Annotated in this window: 16 protein-coding genes; 6 read left to right on the forward strand and 10 right to left on the reverse strand. The window is 45.4% G+C overall.

Annotated elements, in window-relative coordinates; genetic code table 11:
• Positions 1 to 252: 252 nt before the first annotated feature.
• Positions 253 to 423, reverse strand: coding sequence for a hypothetical protein (locus QUB24_RS16765; protein ID WP_333154310.1), 171 nt, complete (start codon positions 421 to 423; stop codon positions 253 to 255).
• A 58-nt stretch (positions 424 to 481) separates the two neighbouring features.
• Here QUB24_RS16765 and QUB24_RS16770 point away from each other — a divergent pair, with 58 nt between their 5' ends.
• Positions 482 to 2,134, forward strand: coding sequence for an FAD-dependent oxidoreductase (locus QUB24_RS16770; protein WP_333154311.1), 1,653 nt, complete (start codon positions 482 to 484; stop codon positions 2,132 to 2,134).
• 71 nt (positions 2,135 to 2,205) lie between these two features.
• Here QUB24_RS16770 and QUB24_RS16775 read toward each other — a convergent pair whose 3' ends face one another.
• Complete coding sequence (locus QUB24_RS16775) at positions 2,206 to 2,583, reverse strand: GxxExxY protein (protein ID WP_333154313.1); 378 nt, start codon at positions 2,581 to 2,583, stop codon at positions 2,206 to 2,208.
• A 329-nt stretch (positions 2,584 to 2,912) separates the two neighbouring features.
• On the opposite strand from QUB24_RS16775, the gene QUB24_RS16780 reads away from it, so the two are divergent.
• The 4 genes from QUB24_RS16780 (at position 2,913) to QUB24_RS16795 (ending at position 7,140) form a co-directional block, all read left to right on the forward strand.
• Complete coding sequence (locus QUB24_RS16780; protein ID WP_333154315.1) at positions 2,913 to 5,726, forward strand: valine--tRNA ligase; 2,814 nt, start codon at positions 2,913 to 2,915, stop codon at positions 5,724 to 5,726.
• Positions 5,727 to 5,908: 182 nt separating this feature from the next.
• Positions 5,909 to 6,220, forward strand: a complete 312-nt coding sequence (locus QUB24_RS16785) for a DUF433 domain-containing protein (RefSeq protein ID WP_333060152.1) — start codon at positions 5,909 to 5,911, stop codon at positions 6,218 to 6,220.
• Positions 6,221 to 6,568 carry a DUF5615 family PIN-like protein gene (locus QUB24_RS16790; RefSeq protein WP_333060153.1) on the forward strand — a complete coding sequence of 116 codons (348 nt, stop codon included), beginning with the start codon at positions 6,221 to 6,223 and terminating at the stop codon, positions 6,566 to 6,568.
• 74 nt (positions 6,569 to 6,642) lie between these two features.
• Entirely contained in the window at positions 6,643 to 7,140 is a 498-nt protein-coding gene (locus QUB24_RS16795) for a hypothetical protein (RefSeq protein ID WP_333154317.1), read from the forward strand.
• 147 nt (positions 7,141 to 7,287) lie between these two features.
• On the opposite strand, the gene crtB is transcribed toward QUB24_RS16795, so the two are convergent.
• The 8 genes from crtB to QUB24_RS16835 all read right to left on the reverse strand — a co-directional run bounded on the left by crtB (position 7,288) and on the right by QUB24_RS16835 (position 19,733).
• Positions 7,288 to 8,217: a 15-cis-phytoene synthase CrtB gene (gene crtB, locus QUB24_RS16800; RefSeq protein WP_333154318.1), complete on the reverse strand. Its 930-nt coding sequence runs from the start codon at positions 8,215 to 8,217 to the stop codon at positions 7,288 to 7,290.
• Between the two features lie 91 nt (positions 8,218 to 8,308).
• Positions 8,309 to 9,682, reverse strand: a complete 1,374-nt coding sequence (gene pds / locus QUB24_RS16805; RefSeq protein WP_333154319.1) for a 15-cis-phytoene desaturase — start codon at positions 9,680 to 9,682, stop codon at positions 8,309 to 8,311.
• 490 nt (positions 9,683 to 10,172) lie between these two features.
• A complete protein-coding gene (locus QUB24_RS16810) occupies positions 10,173 to 13,724 on the reverse strand; it encodes an Eco57I restriction-modification methylase domain-containing protein (protein WP_333154321.1) in 3,552 nt (1,183 codons plus the stop codon).
• Between the two features lie 265 nt (positions 13,725 to 13,989).
• Complete coding sequence (locus QUB24_RS16815) at positions 13,990 to 17,415, reverse strand: helicase-related protein (RefSeq protein WP_333154323.1); 3,426 nt, start codon at positions 17,413 to 17,415, stop codon at positions 13,990 to 13,992.
• Between the two features lie 159 nt (positions 17,416 to 17,574).
• Positions 17,575 to 18,324, reverse strand: coding sequence for a Uma2 family endonuclease (locus QUB24_RS16820; RefSeq protein ID WP_333154324.1), 750 nt, complete (start codon positions 18,322 to 18,324; stop codon positions 17,575 to 17,577).
• A gap of 176 nt (positions 18,325 to 18,500) precedes the next feature.
• Positions 18,501 to 18,911, reverse strand: a complete 411-nt coding sequence (gene vapC / locus QUB24_RS16825; RefSeq protein ID WP_333154325.1) for a type II toxin-antitoxin system tRNA(fMet)-specific endonuclease VapC — start codon at positions 18,909 to 18,911, stop codon at positions 18,501 to 18,503.
• The gene (locus tag QUB24_RS16830) at positions 18,908 to 19,162 is read right to left on the reverse strand and encodes a hypothetical protein (protein WP_333154326.1); all 255 of its coding nucleotides are present in this window, start codon (positions 19,160 to 19,162) and stop codon (positions 18,908 to 18,910) included. The genes vapC and QUB24_RS16830 overlap by 4 nt, the downstream gene beginning before the upstream one ends.
• 430 nt (positions 19,163 to 19,592) lie before the next feature.
• Positions 19,593 to 19,733 (reverse strand): hypothetical protein, encoded by a 141-nt coding sequence (locus QUB24_RS16835; protein ID WP_333154328.1) that lies wholly within the window; start codon positions 19,731 to 19,733, stop codon positions 19,593 to 19,595.
• A gap of 55 nt (positions 19,734 to 19,788) precedes the next feature.
• Here QUB24_RS16835 and dnaK point away from each other — a divergent pair, with 55 nt between their 5' ends.
• Positions 19,789 to 21,909: a molecular chaperone DnaK gene (dnaK, locus tag QUB24_RS16840; RefSeq protein ID WP_333154330.1), complete on the forward strand. Its 2,121-nt coding sequence runs from the start codon at positions 19,789 to 19,791 to the stop codon at positions 21,907 to 21,909.
• The last annotated feature ends 84 nt before the right edge of the window (positions 21,910 to 21,993 follow it).

Raw genomic sequence — 21,993 nt, forward strand, 5'->3', positions numbered from 1 at the left:
TTAACCTCCCTCCACTTCCAACCTCTACAAGTACCTATAATTTTAAAGTTAACACCGTCAAAAAGCAATTTTTAAAACAATCAGTGCTAACCCTTAATTATTGTCTTGTTCTTCCTGTCAATAATATTGACAGGACTTATGTATGTCTGGTCAAAAACCCGGTTTATGCGTCAATATCTCTCGGATAAATCCACGATTTTTCGGAGAAACCAGGTTTTTTTGGCCTTAGTCCTAATTAATTAATTAATTAACTTATTGTAGCCGATCGCCCTTCCCGACACCAGATATCTCAGATGCGATCGCACCCGCCATCCTTACCCACATCAAATGCCCTGCCAAACCAGTAACACTGGCAAAACCGCTAACAACAGTTCCCGGAAAAGTTAAAACTGTGTCGAAACTATCTAAACGTGCTATATTCAACTCCGTAAACCCTGAACTGCGCTTTCAGGTAATGCAAATTTATAAACGAGTCAACTGAATGCTCTCTACTTTCAAGAAATTAGCTTCAATTGCAATCATCTTTGCCGCCCTAAAACTTTTACTTAATTATCCGCCTTTCAGAGAAATAGAAAATTATATCGCAAATAGAAACCCAGCAAGTGCCACCTTAGACAATGGAACTCTGCAGCAAAAATCCAGCACCCCGCCTCCGATAACTCCCAAAAAACCACCTGAGCAAACCTTTGATGTAGTAGTATATGGTGATGAAGTACCGGGGATATGTGCGGCGATATGGGCGAAGAAGACTTTAGGCGCAAAGGGCAAAGTTGCGATCGTGCGATCGAACTACGGAAGAGATCCTTTGGGCGGCTTACTCACCCGCGGCGGTTTAGCTTACATCGATTTAGATAAAATCCCCGGTTGGTATCGCCAACCCTACGCCCAATGTTTTAAGGAATTCTTAGATAAAGCGAATGCGCGCGAATCTTGCTTAGATCCAAAAAGGGCAGATCAAGCTCTCCGGCAAATGCTTTCAGCAGCAAAAGTCAGAGTAATTTCCAACTCTACTCTTACTCCCCACGTCGTAGATAAAAAAATCGAATATGCCGAAGTAACAGGCAGCACCTTAAGAATTAAAGCCAACTCTTTTATTGACGTAACTCAAGACGCGGAATTAGCCAGAAAAGCCGGATTATCTTATTATACAGGATATGAATCTCAAAATATCAAATCAAAAAATGAAACTTTAGCAGTCTCTGTAGTTCCGACAATTACAGGTATAACGATGTCCGAATTCCGCAGCATAGAAGATGAAATTCTATACAATCGGCCTTTGGTAAAAAAGATTAAAGAAAGCATTATGAAATCCAAAGACCCGGCCAGTACAAAATTCTGGATGAGGAATTTCTGGAGTACGATTTATCAGCCATATACAGACGGCTACGACATCAGAAGCGTAGCCATAGGAGCAGCGTATCACATAGATAGAAATTTGCCCTTTAGTCAAAATAAAGGATTCTTTTTCGATAAAGGCAATGTCTGCGTTTATAACAAAAATGTGCTGTCCTGGAACGGGTTTCTGTTTAAATATCAAGTTGACCAAATCATGAAGATGGAAGCTAACGGCAGAAAACCGACTCCTGAAATGATTAGAGAAATGTCACATCTCCAACACTGGCTACAAAAGAAGTCTGGTAAAGATGTGAGAGTATTTATTCCAGACGAGATTTATATCAGGCAAAGTTTGAACGTTCGCGATGTGGTAGATCCGCTGACGGGGCAGGAGATTATCAAAGGGGGAACAGCAGCGTCCAAGTCGATCGGCAGTTTTTCCTACGATTTCGATATGCGGGGCGGAGTCAAGAATTTATCTACGAGAATTCCGCCGCTACCAGTGTATAATTTCGGGATAGAAAGCGCTTTGGCTAGCAAAGTGAAGAATTTAGCCATTGTCGGGCGATCGTCCGGTTATGTCGGTATGGCTGTATCCGTCGGGCGAATAGCGACGGTGAATATTTATCAAGGACAAGGTGTGGGCGTCGCCGCTGGTTTGGCTAGCAAGTTCGGCGTGCCGCTGAATTCGATTACTTCGGCTGAAACGAAAAAAACTCTGGAGACTTTAACGGGGAAAACTACGTATTTGTCGGGGAGAGATACGAGTTATGGGGTGGATTATAAGGAGGTGAAATAATTAGAGATATTAAGATAATTTTACCGCAGAGAGCGCAGAGAGCGCAGAGAGGGGAGGGATGAGAGGTTTTTTTACGACAGGATGAGGCGGCGAATTCCTTCTTTTAAAAAGCGGACATTAAAGTTGATGAGAAGGGCTAGAGGATAACCAGTCATTTTCAGGTATGATATAACTTGAGCCTCATGGATAGGAAGTATAGTTTGGACTGACTTTAATTCAATAACAAGAGTGTTGGCAACCAGCATATCGTATCTGCCTTCCCCAACCACAACACCCTTGTAAAGGACATTCACCGTAGGTTGAGGGTCAAAAGGAATTCCCCGGAGAGCGAGTTCTTCACGCAACGAATTCTCATATACCGCTTCCAAAAAACCCGGCCCCAACTCCTTATGAACCTCCATCGCCGCCCCAATCACCGCATAAGTCAACTCATTCAGATCATCTTCCAACTCTCTTCTCTCCTCTTCTCAAACCAATAATCACAATCATAATCCAAAACCCTCCCCACACTCTTCCCTCTGCGCCCTCTGCGCCCTCTGCGGTTCAAAACTCTTCTCTTAATGGAGTGGATTGTAAAGACGTGAATAGATATTAAGAGGATTTTACCGCAGAGAACACAGAGAGCGCAGAGAGGGGAGGGATGAAAGGTTTTTTTACGACATCCAAAACCCTCGCAACACTCTTGCCTCTGCGCCCTCTGCGCCCTCTGCGGTTCAAACCTCTTCTCTTCCCCCCGCTATGGCACAATCTTATATATAAAACCTGCACCCTCTCGCCAATGACCGCAAACCTACCACCCCAATACGACCCCAAAGCCACCGAAGCCAAATGGCAAAAATACTGGGAAGACAACCAAACCTTCAAAGCTGACCCCGAAAAAGGCGGCGAACCTTACTGCGTAGTCATCCCGCCGCCCAACGTCACCGGCAGCCTCCACATGGGACACGCTTTTGAAGAGACGCTGATTGATGTCCTCGTCCGCTATCACCGCATGACTGGACGCAATACCCTGTGGTTGCCGGGAACGGATCATGCTAGCATCGCAGTTCAAACTATTCTCGAAAAGCAACTCAAAGCAGAAGGCAAAACTCGCCACGATTTAGGCCGAGAAAAATTCTTGGAACGGGCCTGGGAGTGGAAAGCGGAATCGGGCAATACTATTACTAATCAATTACGCAGTTTGGGCGTGTCTGTTGATTGGTCGCGTGAACGCTTTACGATGGATGAAGGCTTATCCGCTGCGGTTTTAGAAGCGTTTGTCCGTCTGTATGATGAGGGGCTGATTTATCGCGGCAATTACTTGGTGAATTGGTGTCCGGCGAGTCAGTCTGCTGTGTCGGATTTGGAGGTAGACCAGCAGGAAGTTGAGGGCCATTTGTGGCATTTCCGCTATCCTTTGACGGACGGTTCTGGTTATTTGGAGGTGGCGACGACTCGGCCGGAAACGATGTTGGGCGATACTGGGGTGGCGGTGAATCCACAGGACGATCGCTACCAACATCTTATCGGTAAAACTGTGACTTTGCCGATCGTGAATCGCGAAATCCCAATCATTGCTGATGAGTTTGTCGATCCGACTTTCGGAACTGGTTGTGTCAAGGTGACACCCGCCCACGACCCGAATGACTTCGAGATGGGTAAGCGTCACAATTTGCCGTTTATTAACATTATGAATAAGGACGGCACTTTAAATGAAAATGCCGCAGAGTTCCAGGGACAAGACCGATTTGTTGCCAGGAAAAATGTGGTGCAGCGGTTAGAAAATGACGGGGTTTTGGTTAAAATAGAAGATTATAAGCATACAGTTCCCTACAGCGAACGTGGCAAAGTCCCGGTCGAACCTTTGATATCTACGCAATGGTTTGTGAAAATCGAGCCTCTTTCTCAACGCGCTTTAGAAGCATTAGATCAAAGTAACTCACCAGTCTTTGTTCCTGACCGATGGACAAAGGTTTATCGCGATTGGCTGGTGAAGCTGAAGGATTGGTGTATCTCCAGACAATTGTGGTGGGGACACCAAATTCCGGCGTGGTATGCTGTTAGCGAAACCCAAGGAGAAATTACTGATACGACACCTTTTATAGTTGCGAAAACAGAAGCTGAAGCTAGGGAAAAAGCAACGGCTAAATTTGGTAATGACGTGCAGTTAGCAAGAGATCCAGACGTATTGGATACTTGGTTTTCGTCCGGGTTGTGGCCTTTCTCAACTTTGGGATGGCCTGACGAAACTAAAGATTTGGATTTTTACTATCCGACAACTACTTTGGTAACAGGTTTTGATATCATCTTTTTCTGGGTTGCTAGAATGACGATGATGGCAGGACATTTTACTGAAAAGATGCCTTTTGATACTGTTTACATTCACGGTTTGGTGTTGGATGAAAACGGTCAAAAAATGTCTAAGAGTAAAAACAACGGTATCGATCCGCTGCTGTTGATTGGCAAGTACGGTACTGATGCTTTGCGCTACACCTTGGTTAAGGAAGTGGTTGGGGCGGGTCAAAATATTCGTATGGAGTACGATCGCAAAACTGATGAATCGAAATCGGTGGAAGCTTCGCGGAACTTCACGAATAAGCTGTGGAATGCGGCCAGGTTTGTGATGATGAACTTGGAGGGACAGACGCCGCAGCAATTGGGAATTCCTTACCCCCCCCAACCCCCCCTTAGTAAGGGGGGGAGAGAAGAAGATTCCCTGGCTGAGGGGGGGAGAGAAGAAGATTCCCTTGTTGAGGGGGGGAGAGAGGAAGGGTTGGAATTGTGCGATCGCTGGATTCTTTCTCGCTACAATCAAGTTGTGCAGCAAAGCCGCAATTGTTTGGAAAATTACGGTTTGGGGGAAGCGGCGAAGGGACTTTATGAGTTTATTTGGGGCGATTTCTGTGACTGGTATATTGAGTTGGTCAAGTCTCGCCTGCAACAGGATGCTGAACCAAATTCTAAAAAAGTGGCACAGCAAACTTTTGCTTTTGTGTTGGAGGGTATTCTGAAACTGCTGCATCCTTTTATGCCACACATTACTGAAGAGATTTGGCACACTCTGACTCAAACAGGTGATAGTGAATGTTTGGCTTTGCAAGCTTATCCTGAAGCGGATATCTCGCTAATTGATGCTGAATTAGAACAGCAGTTTGACTTGTTGTTCGGTACAATTCGCACTATTCGCAATTTGCGGGCAGATTCGGATATCAAACCCAGTGTGAAGGTGACGGCAATTTTGCAAAGCGAAAGCGAGAAAGAACGCCAAATAATCTCAGATGGAGGCGTTTACATTCAGGATTTGGCCAAAGTCGAAAATCTGACAGTTACTGCTAGTTTGGATACAGATTTGGGACAGACAATTGCTGGGGTTGTCGGTACTGTGCAAGTATTGATTCCTCTGGCTGGGGTGGTCGATTTGGCGGCTTTGCGTGCTAAGTTAGAGAAGAAGTTGAGCAAGGTGGAAGCTGAAATTAAGCATACTGCGGCGCGCTTGACTAATCAGAAGTTTGTGGATAAGGCTACTCCGGATGTGGTTCAGGGGGCGAGGGATGCTTTGGCGGAAGCCCAAAAACAGGCCGAGATTTTGCGCGATCGGCTAAAGTTGTTTTAAGAGTTGACAGTTGACGGTTTTTAGTCAATTTGTAGGGTGCGTGAGGGCGAAAAACCTGGGAATCCCAAGGAAAATATTGACTCTCACGCACCGCAGGCGCGATCGGCTATAATCAAATAAGATTTTACAAGGTCTTTGGTTTTTAACTTAACTATTTAGAGATTTTAGTTTGGGATCTCACTATGCTATCAATAATTTATCCTCATATCGAGAAAGTAGCGGGTCAACCCGCACGGTTGCAGCGGATACCCCGCGTGCGGGTTGTTCAGATTGTGATGGATTATTTAGCTTACGGTTGGTCAGTCGAAGAAATGTGCCGCCAGCATCCTTATTTGATGCCGTCGGAGGCTCATGCAGCGATGGCTTATTACTTCGACTTTCAATCTGAAATTGAGCAGGAGATTCGCGCGGAATGGGAGCAGGTACAACAGGAAAAATCTTTGCTTTTACCTTCACCATTTTTCGTGAGAATGCGAGCTAAGGGATTATTGTAAGTGGCAATTTTTCTGTACATGGACGTTCACATTCCCCAAGCAATTACCGAGCAGTTGCGCCGTCGTGGTGTAGATGTTTTGACGGCGATCGAAGATGGTGCGACAGAATTGCCGGATGATGAACTTTTGGAACGTGCCACTCAGCTAGGGAGAGTATTGTTTACTCAAGATATCCGTTTTAGGGCAATGGCTCAAGATTGGCAGCGTCAGGAAAGACAGTTTGCTGGTTTGATATTTGGACATCAGCTAGGCGGTACGATCGGACAATTTGTTAAGGATTTGGAACTCATTACTTTAGCCTCGGAATCTGATGAATGGATGAATGCTGTTGAGTATATTCCTTTTTAGGACGATCGCACTTCCGTGTGAGAAAAATAGTAAAAATTAGGCCAAACAAAAATTACCAATCACTAATTACCCTTATGCTATATTTAGCCCAAGTACAAAATCAAGAAATTTTAGGCGAGATAAGTCTGCAATTGCTGGCTTGCCAAAATTCTGATGATACTTGGGCTATTCTTAGTGAAGAATGTTTCTTGACATTACAGAAAGATTTTGCTCAAAATCCAATTAACTCTGCAACGAATGTTTTAAATGAAGGGATTTTAGTATTAGCAAATGTTGACCAAAATAGCCAGGTTTTGGATATTCAAGCAGCTACAAACTGGGTGCTACAATTAGTAGAGAAATATTTAACAACAGGCTTTACTCCCGATTTTTTGCAGCAAGAAGCCCAGAAAGCAGAAGATTGGAGGCAATCTCTCACTTTGCAGAGTCAAGAATTGTCTCGCCGCTTGATAGAAGTTGAAGCCCGCCGAGAACAAATTCAAAACTTAGAAGCAAAACTCCAGCAGGAAAAGCAATTGTTGGAAAGTTCGATCGCCCAATTGCCAATTCCGCCCGCTACTCCACTAATTTGACTTATAATTTGACTTACGCCAAACGTAGGGACACGCCACTACCGCGTACCCACAAACCTAATATGCAATTTGCTGAACATCATAATAATTTGTAACTTGACAAATACCCCTTACCAGTTGCTGAATCGCCAGCAAAATTGCCTGCGGTTAAAGCACTTTTGACTTCAGCCAAGCAGCGGGGAGACACAGCAGTTTCTGAGAATTGGTAACATAAGCCCGCTTCTGGAAAACATCGTATTGATTGCGTTCGATCGCATTTAAGATTCTGCTGTAGAGCATTGTAGCAGCCCAAACAGTCCAGCGGATATCGGGACTGAGCACTTTAATTCCCGGTTCCGCGCTGGCGTATAATTTGCGAGCTCGCTGAATTTGAAACCGCATCAATTCCCGCCAGCGGTTGTCAATTACACCGTTGAATAAATCTTCTTCCGTGTAGTTAAACAAGGCTAAGTCTTCTAAGGGAATGTAAATGCGGCCGCGGCGGGCGTCTTCTCCGACATCGCGCAAAATATTAGTCAACTGCTTGGCAATACCCAGGGCTATCGCTTCTTCTTTGGGAATTCTATTCCCCCAGTGCCAATTCCAGTTAGCAGCGGAGTTCGATTCGCCTACACCCATGACAGACATCGACATCAGCCCTACAGTACCCGCTACTCGATAACAGTAAAGATTGAGCTCTTCAAAAGTTTCGTAGCGGCTGCGGTACAAGTCCATTTGCTGGCCCGCAATCATCTCTCGAAACGGCTGAATGTCGATCGGGAAACGAGACAGCGTATCCACCAAAGCTACGTCGTAGTCGTCGTGAGGATGACCAGCAAACACAGATTCTAGGCGTTTTTCCCACAAATCCAGGGTTTCAGGGGTCGTTGCATCAGAACCCGGCCCGTCTACGAGTTCGTCGGTGCGGCGGCACCAGACGTAAATCGCCCAAATCGCCCGACGCTTGGCTTCGGGCATGAGTTGAGTGCCTAAATAAAAATTTTTGGCATAACTCGCCGTGACTTGGCGGCACAGTTCGTAAGAGTCATCCACAGAGGCCAGAGTTCTCATGCACTGGAGTTTTGACAGTTGCAGCATCCGAGAATAAGAAATTTAAAGATTAGAACTGATTTTCCCCCGTTTAGAAAACGGGAGATTTTTTACGTCTTTATGAAAAATTCTTAATTTTTCATTGGTTATTGGCCGTTGAAATAGCCTGCGCTGTCAGCTTACCAGAAAGCACGGCACCTTCCATACTCGCAAGATAACGCTGCATCGTATAATCCCCCGTTAGATAGAAATTGCTAATGGGAGTTGTTTGTGTGGGACGGCACTGCTGGCGTCCGGGAGTGGCTTTGTAGACGGAACGTGGGGTTTTGACTACGTGATATTTGAGCAGTTTGGCTGGTTCTGGGATTTGATCGGGAAAGAGTTTTTCTAACTCGACCATTGTGGCTGCGACGATATCTTCGTCAGATTTGCCGATCCAGTCTTTGGCCGGTGCTAAAACCAGTTCCAGCATTGATTTGTCTGGGTTGGCATATTCGCGGCAGGTGTTGCTCATGTCGGCGTAGACGCTCAGCAGGGGCGATCGCGAGAACAGCAAATGGTCGATATCAGTTAATTTGCGATCGAACCACAAGTGTACATTAATGACGGGTACTCCCTCCAAGCCTTCGAGCTGTTTGAAATAATCCATTTCGCCCCAAGGTTTCGGCATCATCAGCTTCAGCGGGTCAACCGGCATCGCGGAAACGTAAATATCGGCCGTCAGAATTTCTGACTCTGCCCCTTTTACGCCTCGAATCTGGAAGCCGCGCACCGTGTTGTCATCGTTGAGCAAAAACTCCCCGATGGGTGCATTCAGCCGGACTTCACCACCGCGCTCAGTTATGTAGTCTACCATCGGCTGACACAACCTCTCTGTGGGGGAACCGTCTAAAAAGGCCATTTTCGAGCCATTTTTCTCTTGCAAGAAGCGGTTGAGGGCTGTCAGCAGTATGGTTGCAGATATTTCGTGGGGGTCGATGAAATTGAGCGCCTTGGACATGGCGATGAATACTTCTTTTTCGACTCTGGGGGGGACGTTTTGCTTTTTCAGCCAGTCGGAAAACGAGTATTTGTCCATTGCTTCGACATAGTTTTGACCCTGAAGCATCGCCGGAATCAAACCGATGCCAAAGCGGATTTTTTCGGGCCAGGTGAGCATATCGTTGTTGCTCAGGATGGCTGCGACGCCGTTGAAGGGGGCAGGAAGGTCGGGAAAGTCAAAGCGGGAATAGGTTCCGGGGGTTTCCGGCTGATTGAAAATCATCGAGTGCTCTTTCCATTGCAGCCGGTCTTCAATGTCAAGTTCTTTGAAGAGTTGGAGCATATTCGGGTATGCACCGAAGAAGATGTGGAGGCCGGTTTCGTACCAGTCGCCATCTGCATCTTTCCAGGCGGCTACTTTGCCGCCGAGTACGTCCCGACTTTCTAGGAGGATGGGGGTGTGGCCCGCGTCGGTAAGATATTTAGCGCAGGAAAGTCCTGCTAAGCCTGCTCCGGCGATCGCAACTCGCATTTGATACTACTTGGCCTCTGTGTTCGCTTCGGTTTAATTATACTTTACAACTCGTTACATTTTTTTGGGAAATCTGTAGGGACGCGGAACTGCCCGAAGGTGTCAACAAACACGTTAAACCGACAGTCCGACAGTCCGACAGTCCGACAGTTCTCGCGCCTACCCGGCAAGTCCGGCAAGGGTTGAAACCCCTGCCTCAAAGCGAAAGTCCTCTGAAAGAGGACTAATGAGTTGTTCTTCAGTCCTCTTTGAGAGGACTTTCGCTATTAGACAGGGAATTCATTCCCTGGCGGACTGCCGGGTAGGCGGGAGGACTGGCGGAGGAAAAGAGGACACGGTAATGCTCTTTCCCTACTGCAAAATCCTCAATTTTCATCCACGAAATATGTAACTACCCCCCTATTATTTGTAGGGAAACGGCACTGCCGTCTCCTCTTCTTTCCCCTGCAAACGTGCGCTCTACTTCCTGTCCCCCCCTTATTAAGGGGGGTTAGGGGGGATCTCCGGGTGATGCTGCAAAGGTGCGATAGGCAGCTAATGCTGCTTGTTTGACGGCTTCGGGGACGATCGGAAAAGTAGTCAAAATATACGCAAATTCGGCTTCGGTTAAGCCGTAAAGGTGGGCGATGATGCCGTCTAATTCCGCTCGCAATTGAGCGCGTTCTATTTCATCGGTAACGCCTTCTCGGTGCGAGTTTAAGCCGACTTCTTGGGCTAATTCGTCAAATTCTGGGGCGGTGCAGATGAGTTTGGCGGCGCGCTGTACGATGTCGCAGAAGTATTTGTCACCTGATGTTAATCGCGCTACGGGAAGTTGGTATATGTAAAACATATTGAGAGTTGTAGTCACTTTTTGGCGGATAAACCAATCGACAATAAAAGAGTTACATATTGCACAAAAAGCCAACATTTCTTTCTGAGAAATTTGAGATTTACCTAAATCGATACTGGTACTATTATTATCAAAAAAAACTCTGGGGGGAGCAATCGTAGTAATTAATGTACGTGAGTCAGTATTACGAGCAATTCGTCTATGTACCCAACGATAGCATTGATAATCAAGTATCTGATTGCCATCTTTATTATTTCCCAGTAATTCTTGTCTCCCCATTTTTTCTTCGATCCAGTAGGGCGCAGGTTCATCAGTTTTAGTGAATTGATGAAACATTTTTCCTACAAAAAGTGGCAGACTATTGTTCGTGGGTTGAAGTTGAAAAAAATCAGTTCTGTTACCCCTGTCAAATTCGCGATGTAGTATACAATTCCATTTCCCCTCAATCTTTTCGCCAAGTAACGGGAATTGCAGCATTTTCTCAGCAATGCGAATATCTCCCTCATTTTTAAACTCCATCACCGAGAGAGAGTCAGGAGATAACTTCCGCACTAATTCAACGTTAACTTGCAAGCTATCAGCACTAGGAAACCTTTGCAGTTCATCCACATCAAGACGCATAAAAGCTGAGGGTAACTCACTGGTTATCCCATCCTTCTCAAAAGTAAGAACAACTATTTTGAAACGACTATCAACCCCTTCAAAAATTGTTTTCCGATTTTCTAAACAAAATAACCCCGTGACTTTGGTTTGACTAAATAACATCTCCCGCAGTTGCTTAGTACCCAAGTCAGTGTAAATACCGCTAGGAATCACAATCCCGCACTCGCCACCGCTGCGTAAGAGATTAAAACATTGCTCTACAAAAAGTTTATAGAGGTTAATATCCGTACCTGCTTTTTTACCGTTGACAATCGAAATCTGATTTTTGTACTGTTCCGCTGAACGATAATAAGCACTGATATGAGGAAAATTGCTCTGATATTCCAACCAAGCATTAGAAACCTCTGTATCTTGCAAGAGTTTCTTTTGCTCTTTCTCAAAACTCTTAATATCCATCTTCTTTTTCGTCACCAAATTACTGTGAGCAGCAAAAAACTCCTTAGCATCTGGCTTAAAAATTTCCCAAGGTGGATTAGTGATAATCGCATCAAATCCGCCCCGTTGATGCAAAATTTCATCAAACTCATAGCCCCAGTGAAAAGGCTTCAAAGCTTCTATATCAGCGAGAGTCAGGGTACGCTTAATCGGCTTACCGCTAATCTGTGCTTGTTCAAACTTAATTTTTAACTGCTGGAAATCTTCTAACAAAATCTTATTAATATTTTCGATAGCCGGCGCTTTCTTTTCGGCAATTTCATCTCGTAAACTCTGCAAGTTTTGGCTATAGGTGGTCGCATGACGGTAAATAGAAATCAGACGGTTTTTCTCCTCTAATACTTGTCTGTATGTCTTGTGAAACAAATTTAACTGAGTTCCACTTCCTTCATATTCTGCGTCATCCACCCGAAGTAGTCCAATTAAGGAATTGCCGGCCATAATGTTAAAGTCAATATTCGGCAACGGTTCCAAGTCGCTAACATTCTCCGCCGCCGAAACTAAGGCTAAAAACAGTCGCAATTTAGCGATTTCCACTGCTTCCGGCATGATATCCACGCCGTAGAGGTTGTCGCTAATAATCCGTTTTTTGATATAGTAGTTAAGTGAAGTATGCTCTTTTTCGATTTTTTTGAGGTCATTATTGAGGTGGTGGTCGTTTAAAAACTTGCTTGTACCGATGACTGTTGAATAGATGTAAATCAGCGTTTTCATCGCTGCGACTAAAAACGCGCCGGAACCGCAGGCTGGGTCTAATAATGTTAGGTTTGGGAGGATTTCTGTTAGCAGGCTGCGGCAGAGATTTGCGTCGAGATTGGTGAGGAGTTCGGTGATGGTTTCAAAGTGGGGAGAAGAACCCCCCCGGCCCCCCTTGCTAAGGGGGGAGGAAGAGTTGGAAGAGTTGGATGCGTTGTTTTGCTGATGAAGAGATCCCCCCCGGCCCCCCTTAGTAAGGGGGGAGGAAGAGGGAGATTCCACATTAGTAAGGGGGGAGGAAGAGTTGGAGGAAGAGAGATTATTGACTTTATCGAGGATTAGTTTGTTGATTGTGCGATCGCACAAATATTCAGTAATCTCCGGCCTGGTATAATAAGCACCAAAGGCTTTTTGGTTAATGTATTTCTCAAAGATGTATCCCAAAACCGCCGGATTAATTTCGTTTTCCTTCCCGCCAACTGTATCGTCGAGATTCCAAGAATAGGCGGCAAATAAATTAAATATTTTCTCAAACGCAGCATCGGGTATGGCGATATTCGGATAATTTTGTTCGATGGGATGTTCTAGAAACAGTCCCCCATTCAAATATTTAACATCGCCGATTAATTCTTTAACGCCTTCCTCCCGCAAATCCAGAGGTTTAGCAAATCCATCAAAAAACAGTGTTTTCAAGAATTGCGAGTAAAATAAATCCGTTCCCCGCTGCTTGCTTTCGGCTAACTTTTCCTGCAAATATAGCATTTTGCCACTGTCGATAAATCCTTTGCGCTGCAAAAAATAAACAAACATCAAGCGGTTGAGTAAAACCGAAGTATACCAGCGTCTGTCTGTTTCTTTGTCAATGCCGCGAATCACACTTAAAAATTCAACGTGTTGCTGTTTAAACTCTTCAAAAAACTTTTTAGTTACTCGTTCGACATCCAAGCCAGCCTGCAATCTTTGGGCGACATCAATCACCGAAAGGGTTTCTAATTCTTCTAAATCAACCTTTAAAGCTGTCACTTTACTCAGCAGCAAATCGCAAGGTTCCCGTTTCACGTATACATGATCGCGGGGATAAAGTTTTGTACCTTCGCGCTTCACCCAATACCAGAGACATTTGGTGCGATTTTTGTCAATAAAAATCAACAGATTTTCGGCGGAAATTTGGACGATTTCGCGATAAATCGTCAGTCTTTCGGCGCTGTTGGGGATATTTCCGCTAGCGCTGGTAATTTCATATACAACTACTTTGTTAAGTTGGGAAATGGCCTTTCGGGAATAAGTCTCGCCGTCTATTTCTAGAGGTACGGTTTTGTGGGAAGATGGATTATCCCAACCGAGTTTTTGGACGAACAATTTGTTGAATTCAAAGTCTTGGAGAAGTTCGCGGGATTCTTTAAGTGTTGGCGGCATAGTTATATATGAAGGAATAAGGGAGAACTCTAGTAGGGACACGGCATCGTGCTCAAGGCGTGTCAACTTAAGGCTAAACCGAAAGTCCGACATTCCGGCAGTTCGACAGTCCGACAGTCCGACAGTCCGACAGTCCGACAGGGGTTGAAACCCCTGTCTCAAAGCGAAAGTCCTCTTAAGAGGACTGAGAAGAAAATTTTTCAATTCATCAGTCGTCTTTAGACGACTTTCGCTATAAGCCCCGTGGAATTCATTCCCTGGCGGACTAGCTGGATGGTGAGAGGAATGGCGGACTGACAGCTTTCTCCTGAAACAAGCCTAAAGAACAAATAATCATCGGTTCCCGTTTGTCTCCATCTTCACTAACTATACACAAACGGTCATCCATCCGCAAACCCACGACTAATTCGGCTAATTGTCGATCGCCAATACCGCTTTTTAACTGCCGATTCAACGTGTCAATTGCGGACTGGCGCAGGGGATAACGGTAAATTTCATCGATGGCTTTTGCCAATTCATCGGATGCAAATATTGTACCATTCATTTCCTTAAAGTAACTCTTCAAACGTTCATAAGTTTGGAAGCGGGCCCCGGAAGGTCTGCCCAATTGTCCGCCCGCTGTTGACTCTTCTTCTGCTATCAACTCTGCACCTTTTGTGACTAATTCGTGATGCTGTTTGTCTCTGGGAATTGCTGGTGTCGCTTCGTCGCAGGCTGCAATTCTTAAGATTCCGAGTTGCGATTGACTAACGCTATTGCCATCGCGACCGACCCAAATTAATGAATCATTTCCCTCGGCGGTTTTCATGTACAATAAAACTCCTTCTGGTTGCAAGGGTGCGGGAGTATGATTGCGAGTTGAATAAACTACATTTGGCATTGACTCAATGGTTTTTTTCAAAATTGGGTTGTTGTCAGTGGCATTTTTCCAAATTTGAAAAGCTTCGGATGTTAAGTCAACTTCGGCATCTTCTTCGCCATCTAAAATTCCTGATTTTTCATTGTAAATATCGAGAATGACTTGAGGTGAGTCATCCTCAAAAAATGTCTCATCAGTTCCGACAACTTCGGCATTTTCTTGCAAGCGTCGGCGCAGTCTTTCTCGCAGGTTGATAATGCGATCGACTCCTTCATCTGGCAAGAATGAATAACACAAAATCTGCTCAGCTTGTTGCCCGATTCTGTCCACTCTTCCCGCCCGCTGAATTAATCGAATAATTGCCCAAGGTAAGTCATAATTAACGATAATCGCACTGTCTTGCAAGTTGTGACCTTCACTCAGAATGTCGGTGGCAATTAAGATTCGCAATTCTCGTTCTGGGGAGATTTTGTCACGCTTACCGTTGCTAGTTGGACTAAACCGAAATGTGAGTTCTGTGGGGTCTTTTGATTTACCTGTCACCGATGCAGCGCCCGCAATATTTAGCTTAGTTAAATTATCAGTTATATAGCGGACTGTATCGGCAAACTGAGTAAAAATTAATACTTTCTCATGGGGGTGAGTTTCTGTGAGCAATTTCACCAAAGCAGCTAACTTTTCATCGGGTTGAGAATGCCATTCACCGCAAGTTTGCAATACTTCTATCAAACAGCGGGCATCGGCTAGCAAATCCCGTTTTAACTTCTTGGTATCAAAAAATTCAGATTTGAGCCATTTAAACCTGCGCTGGTAGCGCGTTTGATATTCTCGATAAACAACTTCTGCCCGCTGTTTAAAACTCTTTTCGCTTGACAGTAATTCGGCTTCCATATCTAAAAATTCGCCCGCATCCTCTTCGATTTCTTCGCTTTCAAAACTGCTAACCACCACTGAATCAGCATCTTCATCGCTGTTGCGGGTATCCAACAAGTCTGCATCCTGGGTGCCGATCGGGATATCGAAGTTTTGGTCGATCGCATATAAATAGATAAAATTCCGCAGGATGTGGCGCTCGATCGACTGAATAAAGGCACTGCCACTGCTTTCTAGCCGTTTAAACAGGTTTGTCCGCGAAAATCCCATTAATCGGCGACCCCCACGGAATAAGGCATTTAACTGCCGCTGTTCTGCTTCAGTCGGCTGTTGTTTGGGTTTTTTGGCGATGTAATTTCCCAGCCCGTAACGCGGCAGATTTAGTGCATTGATGACTTCGACAATTTCCTCAAAGTCAAGCTGGGAGTTAGTTGCGGAAGTTTCCGAGGAAAACTTAATGGTTTTGGGAATGCGATCGGGAAAATACGATCGCGTGCGATCTGCAAATTCTAAATATTTGCGCTTCTTCTCTGCGTCAGTTTCCGCATAATTTTCTTTGATAAACGAGCGAGTGCGCCTCACCATGTAGTGCTTCATCAAATCTCGCCAATCATCAGGATGTTCGCTTTTTTCAAAAGCAGCCAAAGAGCGCACGGGACATTGATGCCGCTTAATAAATTCTAACTCTCCTTGACTGCCTCCGCCCAATTGATTCAGCAAAGCTTCGGGCCGCAGTCCTAAATTTTGGTCTTCAGGAATAAACAGCCGCAACTGAGAAGATAAATCTAAATAGGTTTTGTTGTAGGGAGTTGCTGAAAGCAAAATACATTTACTTTCGTTGATGGCAATATATTCTTGAATCGCGCGATATCGCTTGCCTTCTCGGTTTCTGAGGTTGTGACTTTCATCAATTAACACAACTCGATAGCGGCGCAATTCTGGCAATTCTTGCTGTACCAGACTGATGGATAAGACTTTGGCACCCAGGAGATATTTACAATTATACTCCTCCCACATTTTGACTAAGTTTTTGGGACAAATAATCAGGGTTTCCAAGAAACAGTCTTCTTGTAAAATTTTGGCGATCGCAGTTCCGACTAAAGTTTTACCCAACCCTACAACGTCGCCAATAATCACCCCTCCCCGTTTGGTAATGTGACGGGCGGCTAGCTTAACCGCTTCTTCTTGAAATTTAAATAAACCCTTAAAATCGCGGGGAATCTGAAACTCAGCAATACCTGCGATCGCCTCGCGGGACAAATGATAGACAATGTTGAGATAGATGTGATAAGGTGGAATTAGTTCGGTTCTCGCCCAACTGCGATCGAGAATTTCGGCGAGTTCTTTGGAAATATCAACACAGCCGTATTCTTCCCAGCGATCGTCAAACCATTTTTGCAACTTATTACAAGCATCAAAATCTAAAATATCAATATTCAATTCCCCTTGTTTTGACAGTCCCGATAAAGTCAGATTGCTGCTGCCCAAAAAACCGACGATCGGACTGTTGGGATCGTGACGGTGAACGAGATAAAGTTTAGCGTGCAGTGGGTAAGCTAAGAATAATTTAACAATAACTTTTCCGCTTTTAATCTGATAGCTTAACCTGCGTAAGCCCTGCTCGTCGCGATCGTTGGGAGCGCCGATCGTCAACTGGTGGCGAAATTCCTCAGCCATCCGTTTTTTGAGCCGAATAATGGCATTATTGTCAATCCCCCCGTGATGGGAAATCAGGCTAAAACTAGCATTCAATTCATCGGCCGGCAAACTTTGCATTCCCACCAAAAGGCGGCAGCAGGCTCCTTGGTTTCCGACATATGCTTCTATTAAATCGCCAATTCTCCGCCATCCCCGAAGATTGAAATAGCCCACACAAAAATCTGCCCGATAGGAGAGTTTAATGGTGTCTCGCAATGCTGGTAGCAGCGGCCGTTCAATGTTGTCAAAAATGCGAGGCACTTGGTTTTCCTCTGTGATGATTATTAGATACCCGACTTCTTTAGGACTTACGAAAAAAACCCGGTTTCTTCCAAAAATTGTCGATTATTTCTACAAATATTCACGCAGAAACCTGGTTTTTTGCCCCCGCGCCCTTCCCAAATTGAGATGCACTCCAATTCACAATTCCGGTTCAATTCCAGCCGATCGCAATTGAGCGCGCAATTGCTCTAATTGGTCTTGGGCGCGATCGGCTCTTTCAGCCCCGGTTAACAACAGATTCCCTGCACTATCCCACCAGCGCAACCAAGGTAACTCAACATTTTGATATTTTCCTTGCCAAATTCCCAATTCCACTCCTAACGGTGCGATCGGATAATGACCGCGATCGTTTGCAGAAACTAATTGATACCTATTTTCGATCAGGTGATAGACTTCAACGCTAGCCTTAGTTACTTCATAAATCCCGTAAAATGCCGGATGGATGACATTTTCATAAATCCAGAATTTCCCAGGCTTAGTTTCCTGTTGACCCGATCGCAACAAAGGCGTTCTGTCCCGTTCTTCTGCACCATTGCCCGATACAAACTCTAACACAATTAACGGTGCTACAAATTCTTGCCACATCACATAAGAACGGCGCAATTGACCGTCAATTGTTGGCGGGACATTGGGCACGTAGAACCAGTCTGGCGCTTCTGCACCCCGTTCTAACGGGTCAGTTAATCGCCAATAAATACCGCTGTCTTGACCGATGCAATAGTTACCGTCAGCGTGAATTCTCTGCAAAACGGGAGTAATTGAATCTGTTAACAGAATGCTTTGGGGATGTTCTTGAAAGTTTTTCACAAAAGTGCCGTCGGATTCTGGTAATTGAGTGTGATCCGGCCAGCCTGCGGGATTGTTTTCGACATCAAGGGTGAATTTCATAATTTTATTTTGATTGCAGGCATTGTTGGAGCGAGATGGTGATTGTAGGCGAACTCGATACATCTAATACCAAATTCATAAAATAGCGCTACATATCTACCCCCCCCCCAACCCCCCCTTATTAAGGGGGGGAGTAAAACTTTCTATGTAGCATAACTTTATGAAATTGGTATAACTCATGCCTCTATCTCCCAATCTTCCAGACGCAAACCCTCAACGCGACTGAACTCGCGGGTATTGTGAGTTACAAGAATGAGGTTGTTGGCAATAGCAATAGAGGCAATCAAAAGGTCATTAGGGCCAATTGGTGTTCCAGATGCAGCTAATTGAGTGCGAATTTGACCGTAAATTAGGGCAGACTGGTCATCAAAAGGCAAACTTACAAACTCATTGAAAAAACGTTCTAGTCGAGCTAGATTGCTATCTTGACGAGAACTTTTAAAAGCACCCCAGTAAAGTTCTGCTTTAACTACAGAGCATATTGCTACATCACCCGATCGCATCATTGCTAGTCGGCGAGATACCGATGAGTTGCGGTCTGGATTTAACAAACGGATGCAAGTATTGGTGTCTAAAAGATAAATCACAGCAATTCTTCCCGGATTTCATATTCCAACTGATCGGGACGAACAAGCGGTTCTCCCTCCCAACTTCCTATTACTGTCTCAAAAAAACCGGGCGACCAGCCTAAATCTTCCGGTGTTTTACCCTCAGTTGCTGGTGTTATGCGCTGGAAAACTACAATAACTTCCAAATCTGTATCTTTGATACCACCGGGGATTTGCAAATGCAACATCCCGTCTGATCCGACGTGCGATCGTACTTTAATGCTTTGCATAACTCTTACCTCCTTAAGTTTGTAGTGAAATTCAATCTTGTCAGGAATTACTCATCTATGCCCAAGAAACCGGGTTTTTTACCGAATCTGTGGGTGAGTGCGAAAGATTTTCTTAAAAAAACCCGGTTTCTGACCACCCGTGCGTAATTCCTACTTGTAATAACCTCAATCTTCATCCCACTTATCTTTAACTGCTTTGCCTTTTAGATTGAGAAACTCAACTGACTACAATAGTTCTAATCCGGGCATTCAGGCTACCTCTATGTTAATGATAGGATAACTTTTGATCTCCATTCTAACTGATATCTTGCACCATTCTCAAGTAGCCCTTTATGAACAGGCTTTCCGGCCTGTTCCACAAGAACATTGAATTTTTGTGGAACAGGCCGGAAAGCCTGTTCTTGAGAATGGTGCAAGATATGAGTTCTAATCAATGTGCTTCTCGCTTGCTGCGCCAAACCGTATGGAAAAAAGGTCGATCGTACCCAGCCAACCCCAGCAACCTGAACCGCAGGTGAGGCAATCCCCCTGCAGCCCCCGCTTCTCGACGCGGTACAATAAGTGCAATCATACTTAACGCTTATATTGAAAAAGTTACACACAACGCCACAGGAGACAACAGACGCATGGGTAAAGTAGTTGGCATTGACCTCGGAACAACAAACTCAGTAGTAGCCGTCATGGAAGGCGGCAAACCGGTTGTGATTGCCAATGCAGAAGGGATGCGGACAACTCCCTCGGTAGTCGCTTTCACAAAGGAAGGAGAACGCCTTGTGGGACAGATGGCCAGACGGCAGACTGTTCTCAATCCGCAAAACACCTTTTACGCCGTCAAGCGGTACATCGGACGCAAATATACTGAACTGACTCCAGAATCAAAGCGCGTCCCTTACACAACTCGCCGCGACGAAAACGGGAACATCAAAATCAAGTGTCCGCGCCTGAAAAAAGATTTTGCCCCAGAGGAAATTTCGGCGATGGTTTTGCGGAAACTGGCCGATGAAGCCAGCCGCTATCTGGGACAAGAGGTAACGGGGGCTGTAATTACTGTTCCCGCTTATTTCAACGACTCGCAGCGACAGGCGACGCGCGATGCGGGACGAATTGCCGGACTTGATGTTAAGCGGATTTTAAATGAGCCGACAGCGGCTTCTTTGGCTTACGGTTTGGAGAGGCGAGAAAGTCAAACTATTTTAGTGTTTGATTTGGGCGGCGGTACTTTTGATGTGTCGATTTTAGACGTGGGAGATGGAGTATTTGAAGTCAAAGCAACTAGCGGCGATACTCAATTGGGCGGCAATGATTTTGACTCCAAAATTGTGGACTGGTTGGCAGAACAATTCTTAGAAAAAGAAGGAATTGATTTGCGACGCAACCGGCAAGCTTTGCAGCGCTTGATCGAAGCGGCCGAAAAAGCCAAGATTGAACTGTCGGGAGTCGGTGTCACCGAGATTAATTTGCCGTTTATTGATGCGAACGAAGACGGGCCTTTGCATCTGGAAACGCGACTAACTCGCGGTCAATTTGAGGGGCTGTGCACAGATTTGGTGCAGCGGCTACGGCGGCCAGTCAAACAAGCTTTGGCTGATGCAAGTTTGAGTCCTTCTCGCATTGATGAAGTTGTGTTGGTCGGCGGTTCGACTCGCATTCCTTTGGTGCAGGAAGTTGTTCGCAACTTGATCGATCGAGAACCGAATCAAAATGTGAATCCCGATGAAGTTGTGGCGGTGGGTGCGGCAATTCAAGCGGGGATTTTGGGTGGCGATGTCCGCGATGTGCTGCTGTTGGATGTGACGCCGCTGTCGCTGGGTTTGGAAACTATCGGCGGGGTGATGAAAAAACTGATTCCTCGGAATACTACTATTCCAGTCAGGCGATCGGACATTTTTTCGACTGCTGAAAACAACCAAACTGTGGTAGAAATTCACGTAATCCAAGGGGAACGGGAATTAGGGCGGGATAATAAGTCTTTGGGACGGTTTAAACTAACTGGAATTCCGCCGGCGCCGCGAGGGATTCCGCAGGTACAAGTAGCTTTTGATATTGATGCTAACGGGATGCTGTTGGTAACTGCTTTGGACAAAACTACTGGTAGGGAACAAAGTATTACTGTGCAAGGTGCTTCGACGCTGACTCAGCAGGAAGTGAATCAAATGATTCGCGATGCGGAACAGTTTGCTCAAGCTGATAAGTTGCAGCGGGAAAAGGTAGAAAAACGCAATCGCGCTGAAGCTTTAGCTTATCAAGCCGAGCGGCAGTTGCGAGAAGTTGCGCTCGATCGCGGAATGCAGTTTGCTCAAAGAAGCCGCCAGCGAATTGAAACTTTAATTCGGGAATTGCGAGACAGTTTGGAACGCAATGATGAGCGGGGAGTTGACCAAGTTGGTTCGGATTTGCAAGATGCTCTTTACGATTTGAGCCGGGAAGTTTCAGCTTTTGCTGATGATGACGATGATGATGATTTCTTTGAGTCTGTGAAGCGGACTTTTACGGGCGACGGTACTAAGCGGCGCAGCGATGACAGCAGCTATTATACCAATGCTAAACCGTACAGGCGATCGACTGTCGATCCAATTCCCGATCGCCCATACGATCGCGCCGGCGATCGAATGGGCGATCGTATGAATGATCGCATGGGCGATCGAATGGGCGATCGTATGGGCGATCGTAGAAGCAGTGCTAATCGCCCCACTCGCCCTTATCAAAATCAAAGCGACGATTGGGATGATGACGACGATTGGCTCTAATTAGTGGTTAGTCATTAGTCCCTAGTCATTAGTCCCTAGTTTGAAGCAGGGAAGCAGCATGACTAATGACTAATGACTAATAAT

This window comes from Microcoleus sp. B9-D4, assembly GCF_036705105.1.
GTDB lineage: Bacteria > Cyanobacteriota > Cyanobacteriia > Cyanobacteriales > Microcoleaceae > Microcoleus.